Annotated in this window: 7 protein-coding genes; 1 reads left to right on the forward strand and 6 read right to left on the reverse strand. The window is 71.2% G+C overall.

What is annotated here, in order from left to right; all coding sequences use genetic code 11:
• From ABZ471_RS46260 to ABZ471_RS46285, 6 genes are all read right to left on the reverse strand, one after another.
• Positions 1 to 330 (reverse strand): FAD-dependent monooxygenase (locus ABZ471_RS46260; RefSeq protein WP_359075170.1); only part of this gene is annotated, 330 nt, incomplete at its 3' end.
• 106 nt (positions 331 to 436) lie between these two features.
• Entirely contained in the window at positions 437 to 3,262 is a 2,826-nt protein-coding gene (locus ABZ471_RS46265) for an NHLP bacteriocin export ABC transporter permease/ATPase subunit (protein ID WP_359075171.1), read from the reverse strand.
• 1 nt (position 3,263) lies between these two features.
• Positions 3,264 to 5,486, reverse strand: coding sequence for an NHLP family bacteriocin export ABC transporter peptidase/permease/ATPase subunit (locus ABZ471_RS46270; protein WP_359075172.1), 2,223 nt, complete (start codon positions 5,484 to 5,486; stop codon positions 3,264 to 3,266).
• Complete coding sequence (locus ABZ471_RS46275) at positions 5,483 to 6,289, reverse strand: HlyD family efflux transporter periplasmic adaptor subunit (RefSeq protein ID WP_359075173.1); 807 nt, start codon at positions 6,287 to 6,289, stop codon at positions 5,483 to 5,485. Before ABZ471_RS46275 ends, ABZ471_RS46270 begins: the two co-directional genes overlap by 4 nt.
• Before the next feature lie 137 nt (positions 6,290 to 6,426).
• On the reverse strand, positions 6,427 to 6,642 hold the full coding sequence (locus ABZ471_RS46280) for a type A2 lantipeptide (protein ID WP_359075174.1): 216 nt from the start codon (positions 6,640 to 6,642) through the stop codon (positions 6,427 to 6,429).
• A 451-nt stretch (positions 6,643 to 7,093) separates the two neighbouring features.
• Positions 7,094 to 7,507: a PaaI family thioesterase gene (locus ABZ471_RS46285; RefSeq protein WP_359075175.1), complete on the reverse strand. Its 414-nt coding sequence runs from the start codon at positions 7,505 to 7,507 to the stop codon at positions 7,094 to 7,096.
• A 198-nt stretch (positions 7,508 to 7,705) separates the two neighbouring features.
• Here ABZ471_RS46285 and ABZ471_RS46290 point away from each other — a divergent pair.
• Positions 7,706 to 8,955: S1 family peptidase (locus tag ABZ471_RS46290; protein WP_359075176.1), on the forward strand; the 1,250-nt coding region annotated here is incomplete at its 3' end.

An 8,955-nucleotide genomic window follows, 5' to 3' on the forward strand; every position in this document is an offset into this window, starting at 1 on the left:
GACGGGGCGTGCGATCGGTGTGGACTGGGGTGTGAAGGAGACGGCCACCACCACATCCGACGACCACGACCTTCCCCACCCGCAGCACGGCAAGACGGCAGCGCAGAAGCTCGCCCGCAGCGGAATCGCCGCGTCCATGGCCGCGCGGGCCAGGCCCATCCGGTCCCATACCTCGAGCGTCCTCGGCTGGATCCCCACGGCCTTCGCGTACGGCAACCGGTCCGGAAGCCTGTCGACCAGGCGGCAGGCGACCCCCCGTCTGCTCAGTTCGAGGGCGGCGGTCAGGCCGACCGGGCCCGCCCCGGCGACCAGTACGTCGGTGTGCGTCATGCGCTGCACCCCCGTCCGGGCCCCGCTGCGCTCGCTCTTGATTCCATCGTCGTCGGACGGAACCGGCATGGCGACTCGGCCACCCGCACGCCCGGCGTCGGCGCACCTACGCCAGCTGCCTGCGCACCAGCTCGTGCAGCCGCCCCCCGGTGTCTGCGAGCAGCTGGGCGGGTCGGCCCTGCTGGATGACCTTGCCGTCCTCCATCACGACGACCCGGTCCGCGTCCAGCACCGTCGACAGGCGGTGGGCGATGACGATGCGGGTGGCATTCAGCTTGCGGGTGCTCTCGATGACGATGCGCTGGGTGTCGTTGTCGAGGGCGCTGGTCGCCTCGTCGAAGAAGAGGATGCGCGGGCGGCGGATCAGGGCCTGGGCGATCATCAGGCGCTGCCGCTGCCCGCCGGAGATCGCGCCGTTGCCCGCGACGATCGTGTGCAGGCCCATCGGCATACGCTTGATGTCCTCCGCAAGACCCGCCATCTCGGCCGCCGCCATCGCCTCCTCCGACGTGTACGGCTCGGTGCCGCAGATGACGTCCAGGATGGAGCCGGTGAACGGCTGCGCGTGCTGGAGGACGACCCCGCACTGGCGGCGCACGGCCGACTGGTCGAGGGCCGCCAGGTCCTGACCGTCGTACAGGACGCTGCCCGAGACCGGCTTGTCGAAGCCGATGAGCAGGCGCAGGAGCGTGGACTTGCCGCACCCGCTGGGGCCGACGATCGCCACGAACTCGCCCGGGCGGACCGCGAAGGACACGTCGTCCAGGACGAGCGGGCCGTCGTCGGCGTACCGGAAGGAGAGCCTGCGGGCCTCCACCGCACCGGACAGCGGGCCCGGGCGGGTACTCGCCGTGCGCACCTCGGGCGTGGCGTCCAGGACCGGCTTGATCTCCTCGAACAGCGGCAGCGCGGCCACCGCCGAGACGAAGGAACCGGTGAGCTGGGTGACCGAGGTCAGCACCATCGTCACCGACGTATTGAAGGTGAGGAAGGCCGCCGCCGACATCGCGCCCCTGGCCGGGCCCGCCAGCAGCATGAACATCAGCAGGGTGCACACCGGCAAGTAGACCGTGCCGAGCACCGTGGTGAGGTTCTTGATCCGGCCGACCTTCTGCTGGAGTTCCCGGCTGCGCGCGAACTCCCGTGCCCAGGCGGCGTACGCGTAGTTCTCCGCCGCCGCCACCCGCAGCTTGGGCAGGCCCCGCAGCGTCTGGAACGCCTGGTTGTTCAGCTTGTTGCCGAGCACCACGAGACGACGCTGCCAGCGCACCTGCCACAGCCCGAGCCCCAGGAACACGGCCGCGATGACGACGAGCATGCCGATCGCCGCCATGGCCATCGGCACGCTGTACCAGAACAGCAGCCCCAGGTTCATCGCGCCGACCGTGACCGACTGCGCGACCACCGGGCCGACGCCCGCCAGCAGCCGCCGGATCGCGCTGATGCCCATGGCGGCACTGGCCAGTTCACCGGTGGAGCGCTGGGTGAAGAACCGGGTCGGGAGCCGGAGCAGCCGGTCCCAGACGGCCGGCTGGAGCGCCGACTCGATACGGCCCTCCAGACGCAGGATCGTCAGGTTCTCCAGCAGCGTGAACGCGGCCGACACCACCCCGCTGATCATCACCGCCAGGCAGACCTGGACGATCAGGCCCGTCTGGGCCCTGGGCACGTACTCGCCGAGCACCTTGCCCGTGGCGATGGGCACCAGTGCGCCGATCGCCACCGTCACCAGCCCGGCGAGCATCAGGTTGAGCACATCGCCGCGGGTGCCGCGCAGGCTGAACCGCAGCAGGGCCAGCGGGGTGAGGCGGCGCTCGGGCAGCGGGCGGTAGAACATCACCGCGCGCGGCTCGAACTCCTCCGCGTTCGCCTTCTCGATCGGCGTCTCGCGTCCGGTGCCGGGGTGCACGGCCACATAGCCGCCGCGCCGCCACAGCAGTGCCACCGGAGCGCCGGACAGGGCCCGGTGTCCCACCAGCGGGCCCACGTTCTCCCGCCACCAGCGTCCGTCGAGCCGTACGGCCCGGGTACGCACCCGGGAGGACAGGGCCACCCGCTCGACCGGGTCGAGGCGTTCGCTCTCGGTGCCGCTCTGCACGGGCTCCGCGAGGGTGATCCCGGCCGCCTCCGCGGCCAGCTTGCACGCCGCGTAGGTGGCGTCGGCGTCGGCGGCCGTCGTACGGCGGGCCGAGCGCTTGCCGATGGAGGCGAGCAGGGTCTGGTCGGCCTCGGCGCGGACCGCCTCACCGGCCTTGATCCCGGCAGCCGTCCGCGTCTCGTGGGTGCGCTCCAGCTGTTCGATCCATCGGTCCAGCGCGGTGAGCAGCCGGTACTGCTGGTCGACCATGCTCTGCCACAGAGCGGGGTCCATCAGCAGGTCGGCGGCGGCCTCCGCGCCGTACAGGGAGCCGTACTGGACGCTGCCCGGCGGCACCTGCATCCAGAACACGTCGTCGTCGGAGGGCGCCGCGGACCGCTCCTCGGCCATCGGAGCCTGGAAGAGGACCGACAGGCCGCGGCCCACGCCCAGCGCGACCGCGTACTCCAGCGGGCTCGACGCAGGGGGCACGTACTGCGGGTTGCCGTACTCGTCGTACGACCACGTCTGGGTGTGGGCGGGCTGGTACAGCTCGCGCAGGTTGATGCGGTGCACCACGCAGTCCCGTGCCGGGCGCGCCACCAGGGTGTGCTGGGGGCCGGCGACCGGGCCGAGCAGCAGCGCACCAGCCTCCAGCCGGCCGAGATGGTGCCAGTGTCCCTGCTGGGCGGCGTCCACCGCGAACAGGTCCAGGGCGCCGGCCGTGACCAGCCACAGCACCTGCGGACCCTCCAGGTCCAGGCGGTTGAAACCGGCGCAGTCGACCCGCGTGCCCAGCGAGCCGAGCGCGCCGAGGACGAGGTCGCCTTCGTACCCCTCCTGAACAGTCGTCATCTCATCGCTCCCTGACCAGCGCCGCGTACGTGCCGCCGCGCGCCACCAGCTCCTCGTGCCGCCCGCGCTCCACGACCGTGCCGTGCTGGAGCACCACGATCTCGTCGCTGTCCCGGACCGTGCTCAGCCGGTGGGCGATCACCACGCAGGCGCAGCCGCGCCGGCGCAGGTTGTCCATCACGACCAGCTCGGTCTCCGCGTCCAGCGCGCTGGTCACCTCGTCCAGCACCAGGATGCTGGGCCGCCGCACCAACGCGCGGGCGATCTCCAGGCGCTGGCGCTGCCCGCCGGAGAAGTTCCGGCCGTCCTGCTCGACCCTGCTGTGGACGCCGCCGGGGCGGCGCATGACCACGTCGTACAGGGCCGCGTCCTTCAGCGCCTCCACCACGGCCTCGTCCGGGATCGACGGGTCCCACAGGGCCACGTTGTCGCGGACCGAGCCCTCGAAGAGGAACACGTCCTGGTCGACGAAGGAGACGGAGGCGGAGAGCGCCCCGCGCGGAATGTCCTCCAGACGGCGGCCGTCGATGCGGATCACGCCGTCCCAGGGCGCGTACAGCCCCGAGATCAGCCGCGACACCGTCGACTTGCCGCTGCCCGAGCCGCCCACGAGCGCCACCTGCTGCCCGGGCCCCACGGTCAGGTCGAAACCGGTCAGCAGCGGCTTGTCCAACGGGCTGTAGCCGAAGGTCACGTTCTCCAGCTCGACGTGCCCGTGCAGCCGGCGCGTGGAGTCGCCCGTGCCGGGGCGGGCGTAGAGCGGGTCGGCCTGGAAGTTCTCCACGTCCTTCAGCCGGGCCACGTCGGCCGCGAAGTCCTGGATGCGGCCCGCGACACCGTTCAGCCGGGTGAGGGGCGCGGTGAAGCGGGTGACCAGCGCCTGGAAGGCGACCAGCAGACCGACCGAGATGTGGCCCTCGACGGCCCGCATCCCGCCGATCCACAGGATCAGCGCGCTGTTGAGCGTGGCGAGCGTCGGCGCGACCACCCCGAGCCAGGCGCTCGGCACGCCGAGCCGCTGCTGCTCCTCCAGGGTGGTGGCGTGCTGACCGGCCCACTTGCGGAAGTAGCCGTCCTCGCCGCCGGTCGCCTTCATCGTCTCGATCAGCTGAAGGCCGGTGTACGACGTGTTGGTGAGCCTCGCGGTGTCCGCGCGCAGCTTCGCCGTCCGGGTCGCCCGCATCCGTACGACCAGCCGCATGGCCACCACGTTCAGCAGGGCCACGCCGATGCCGACGAACGTCAGCTGCGGGTCGTAGGTGTACAGGAGTACGGCGTACAGGACGACCACGATCGCGTCCACGCCCGCGGCCGCCAGGTCGCGGGCCAGCGTCTCGGCGACCTGGTCGTTGGACTGCAGCCGCTGCACCAGGTCGGCCGGGGAGCGCTGGGAGAAGAACGTCACCGGCAGCCGCAGCAGATGACGCAGGAAGCGGGCGCTGGAGAGGGTGGAGGAGATGATCCGGCCGTGCAGCAGGTTGGCCTGCTGGAGCCAGGTCAGCACCAGCGTGAGCAGCACACACGTGGCCATCGACGCGAACAGCACGCCCAGCAGCGAGGTCTGGCCGCCGATCAGGAACATGTCGATGTAGGTGCGGCTGAGCGCGGGCACCGCCGCGCCCACGGCCACCAGCAGCAGGCTGGCCAGCACCGCTGCGGGCAGGGTGCCCGCGGTGCCGCGCAGCCGGGCCGGCATCGCGCCGAGCACGCCCGGCCTGCGGCCGCCCTTGGTGAAGCCCTCGCCCGGCTCCAGCACCAGCACGACACCGGTGAAGCTGCCGTCGAACTCCTCCATGGGCACGAACCGGCGGCCCTTCGCGGGGTCGTTGATGTACACCCCGCGCCGGCCGAAACGGCGGCCCATGCCGTCGTAGACGACGTAGTGGTTGAACTCCCAGAAGAGGATGGCCGGTGCCGCGACCTCGGCGAGGGCGGCCAGGTCCATCTGCATGCCCTTGGCGGTGAGGCCGTAGCTGCGGGCCGCCTTCAGCAGGTTGCTGGCGCGCGAACCGTCGCGGGAGACACCGCAGGCGATGCGCAGTTCCTCCAGCGGGATGTGCCGCCCGTAGTGGCCGAGCACCATCGCGAGGGAGGCGGCTCCGCACTCGACGGCCTCCATCTGGAGCACGGTGGGGGTACGGACCGTGCCGCCACGGGGCTTGGGGACCGGGCGGCGGACCGGGGCGGCCCGTCTGCGGCCGCGGGTTTCCTGCGGGGTGGTCACGGGAGGAGCCAATCGACGGGACGCTGGTCGGCCAGCCGGATCGAACCGGAGGCGAGAGTCATGGAGTCGAGCTTGAACGGCGGCCCGTCCGCGGACGACCACCGGTAACCGCTCTTCGTGGCCTTCGACGTGTCCAGAGCGACCAGGACGGCGACCGGGCGTTCCTTCCGCGTGAACTGCTCGCCGAGCTGGCTGTCGCCCAGGAACGCGGCGATGGACTGGGCGGACTGTGCGGTGCGGTCCACCGACTTCACGTGCCCGTGCAGCACGCCGTACTGCTGGGTCGGCACCGAGGCCACCGTGAGGTCCACGGCGGCGTGCGCCGGGATGGCGGCGGCGTTCTCGGCGGGGACGTACACCGTCGCGTACAGCGGGTCGGAGGCGTGGGCGACCTTCTCCACGGCGGCGATGTTCGCACCGGTCTGGATGATCTGGCCGATGGTGGCGGCGAGCGCGGTGACGCGTCCCGCGGCGACCGTGCGGACCACCGAATCGCCCTGGCTCGTACGGACCTTGAGGACGGGAGCGTTCGCGGGCAGCCGTTCGCCCTGCTTCGCGAGCACGGCCGTCACCTGGCCGGCCACGGGGCTCTGCAGCAGATAGCTGCCCTGCCCGTGGGTGAGGACGGCCTGCGCGCTCACCGTGGAGGCGACCGAACCGGTCACCGCCCACACGGAGGCCGCCGCCATGACGACGACGGTGACGCCGAGCGCGAGCCAGCCCTGAGGACGGGCCAGCCGCACCGGAAGGTCCAGCTCCTCCGGCGACTGGAGCTTGGCGAGGGCCTGTTGGCGGAACTGCACGGAACTTCCCTCACCCGAGGAGAGACATCGTTACGACATGCTTCGGGCGCTTTCAGGCACATTTCAAGCACCTTCAGACACCCGAGAGTCCCGGAGCCGGGGGGCGGCTCCGGGACTTCGGTGACACCGAGGTGCGATCAGAGACCGGCGACCAGGTTGGTGACCGGGGCCACGTTCAGGCCGGTGACACCCTCGACGGTGCCGACGACGGTGTCGGCCAGGCCGGCAACCGGGGCAACGCCGTTCACAGCGCCGGTCACGGTGTTGAGGGCGTTCACGGAAAGGCCGCCGGAGACGTTGTCCAGCTCGGCGTCCGAGATCTCGACGGTCTCAACCTGGGGGGTGGAGTTCATGATGGAACTTCCCTTCATATGGATATTTCACAAGGGGGGAGCGGCCCCCTCTGGGGACAGACGACGGCCGCGACCACAGGTGCCGGGCGCCCGTTTCCGGGAGCCCGGGGGACCCCTGCGGTGCGATGGATCAAAGCACGCAGGCGAGCCCCGCTTCCAATCAACCAAGCCCCTCACCTGCGCACTTGGCCCACCCGAGGCCCCAACCGTGCAGGCATGCGCACGGCATGTCGGCGACTCCTTCACATAGGGCACGGCATCGGCGCACCCCGCCCCTTGCCCCCCGGGCGGCGAATCCGGCACTCGGCGCCAAAGGCGTACCGGGGGGCGCGCGTATGTGCAGAACTGGGGGCGGCGGTGACTTGGTTGAGTATTCAATGTGCAGATTCCCTGAAGCAGGGATTCCGGTAGGCGATCGGAACAGACCGCTACCGATCAGTAGCTGAGCGTGTCAGCCCATGAGTGCATAGACCGTGCTCGCGCGGGCCGCGAGCGCACCCGAACCGGCATCGCTCAGCGCGATGTCCGCGAACGCCATCCGCCGGCCCAGTTTGGTCAGGACCGCTTCGATCAGGACATCCGAACCGGTCACCGCCCGCTGGAACGACGTCGACTGCTGCACGGTCGTCATCGGCACGAAGCCGCCCCGCGCGGCCGAGACGGCGATCACCGTCGCCGTGTCGGCGGCCGCCATCAGCGCCTGCCCCGACAGCCCGCCGCCCTCCCGGGCCAACCGCTCCGACCAGGGCAGACGCAGGATCGCGCGGTCCTCGCCCACCGCCTGCACGGACAGCCCCAGGTCGAGGACCCAGGGGGCGAAGTTGGCGGAGAGGATCTTGTCGGCTTCGGCGGTGGTCATCGTCATATGGGGGATTCTTCCCGGCTGCCCGGCCCGGCACGCGGAGCATGGCCGATTCGCCGTCACCGGACGGAAGTTGGCAACCGGAACTGAACGCACCGGGTGACCCGCCCGTACCTACAGCCATCCAGGCGCCCCCGATCAACTGCCCCACAGCGGCAGACGCCCGTCCCCAGGAGGTCGAGAAGTTTGAGTCACAAGCGAATGCCCAAGCGCAAGGCAGCGATAGCGGTGGGCGGTGTCGCGGCGCTCGGAGCGGCGGCTCTCCTGCTGCCCCATGCCAATGCCTCGCAGGACAACAACGATGCCTCGGGCGCCGCCGGCAGCGTGAAGACCCTGAAGGCCGCGGACGCCTCGGATCTCTCCGCGCAGCTGCAGAAGCTGCTCGGTGACGCGCTCGCCGGCTCCTACTACGACAGCGGCAAGCAGCAGCTGGTCGTCAACGTGGTCGGCGGTGACAACAACGTCATCCAGCAGGCGGAGAAGGCCGGCGCGGTCGTCCGCCAGGTCGAGAACAGCATCTCCGAACTCAAGTCCGCCGCGCAGACCCTGAAGAGCAAGGCGACCATCCCGGGCACCGCCTGGGCCGTCGACCCGCGCACCAACAAGGTCGTGGTCACCGCCGACTCCAGTGTCACCGGCGCCAAGTGGAACCGGCTCCAGTCGACCGTGCAGGGCCTCGGCTCGGGCACGGCGACGCTGAAGAAGTCCGCCGGCACCTTCAAGACCTTCGTCTCGGGCGGCGACGCCATCTTCTCCCAGGTGCAGGGCGGCAACGTGCGCTGCTCCCTCGGCTTCAACGTCAAGGCCTCCGACGGCAGCCCCGCCTTCCTGACGGCCGGTCACTGCGGGGTCGCCGCCAAGGACTGGTCCGATTCCGAGACCGGCCAGCCCATCGCCACCGTGGACCAGGCCACCTTCCCCGGCCAGGGCGACTTCTCCCTCGTGAAGTACAACGACGCCACCACCCAGGCGCCGAGCGAGGTCAACGCCGGCAACGGCCAGACCGTCCAGATCACCCAGGCCCAGGACGCCACCGTCGGCGAGACCGTGTTCCGGATGGGCTCCACCACCGGGCTGCACAACGGCCAGGTGACCGGCCTCGACGCCACCGTCAACTTCCAGAGCGAGACCGACCCGAACGGCGTCGACACCGTCACCGGCCTCATCCAGACCAACGTCTGCGCCGAGGCCGGCGACAGCGGCGGCTCGCTGTTCACCCAGGACGGCGGCGCCGTCGGCCTCACCTCCGGCGGCAGCGGTGACTGCACCAGCGGCGGCGAGACCTTCTTCCAGCCGGTCACCGCAGCCCTGCAGGCCACCGGCGCCACCCTCGGCGACGGCGGCAACGGTGCGGGCGACCAGGCGGGTGCGGGCGACCAGGCGGGTGCGGGCGACCAGGCCGGTGCGGGCGACCAGGCGGGTGCGGGCGACCAGGCGGGTGCGGGCGACCA

The sequence above is a fragment of the Streptomyces sp. NPDC005728 genome (genome assembly GCF_040630895.1).
Classification (GTDB): Bacteria; Actinomycetota; Actinomycetes; order Streptomycetales; family Streptomycetaceae; genus Streptomyces.

Bases quoted from the DNA above. Each gene is read 5' to 3' on its own strand.
- ABZ471_RS46285 (WP_359075175.1), bottom strand. From the start codon at position 7,507: ATGACGATGACCACCGCCGAAGCCGACAAGATCCTCTCCGCCAACTTC.
- ABZ471_RS46265 (WP_359075171.1), bottom strand. From the start codon at position 3,262: ATGACGACTGTTCAGGAGGGGTACGAAGGCGACCTCGTCCTCGGCGCG.
- ABZ471_RS46280 (WP_359075174.1), bottom strand. From the start codon at position 6,642: ATGAACTCCACCCCCCAGGTTGAGACCGTCGAGATCTCGGACGCCGAG.